This is a genomic window from Desulfocicer niacini, assembly GCF_054657595.1.
On the sequence record NZ_BAAHYK010000214.1, the window covers coordinates 1 to 308 of the forward strand.

The 308-nt window shown below is 50.6% G+C and carries 1 protein-coding gene; it reads right to left on the bottom strand.

Annotated elements, in window-relative coordinates:
• On the bottom strand, positions 1–308 hold a 308-nt coding region (locus ACYQ2M_RS25445; RefSeq protein ID WP_459919197.1), incomplete at both ends, for an EF-Tu/IF-2/RF-3 family GTPase.

Here is a 308-nt window from a genome sequence, read left to right on the forward strand (position 1 = left end):
TTGTCACCGGCACGGCCTTCATCCAGCAGTTTTCTGAACATCTCAACGCCGGTACATGTGGTTTTAGTCGTATCACGAATACCCACAAGCTCGATTTCTTCACCGGTCTTGATAACACCACGTTCAATACGACCTGTGACCACGGTACCACGACCGGAGATGCTGAACACATCCTCGATGGGCATGAGGAAATCTTTGTCCGTGTCACGCACAGGTTCTTCCACATAGGAATCAAGAACACCGAGGAGTTCGCCAATGCATTTGGCATCATCACCCGCAGGATCATCACATTCCAGAGCCTTCAGAGC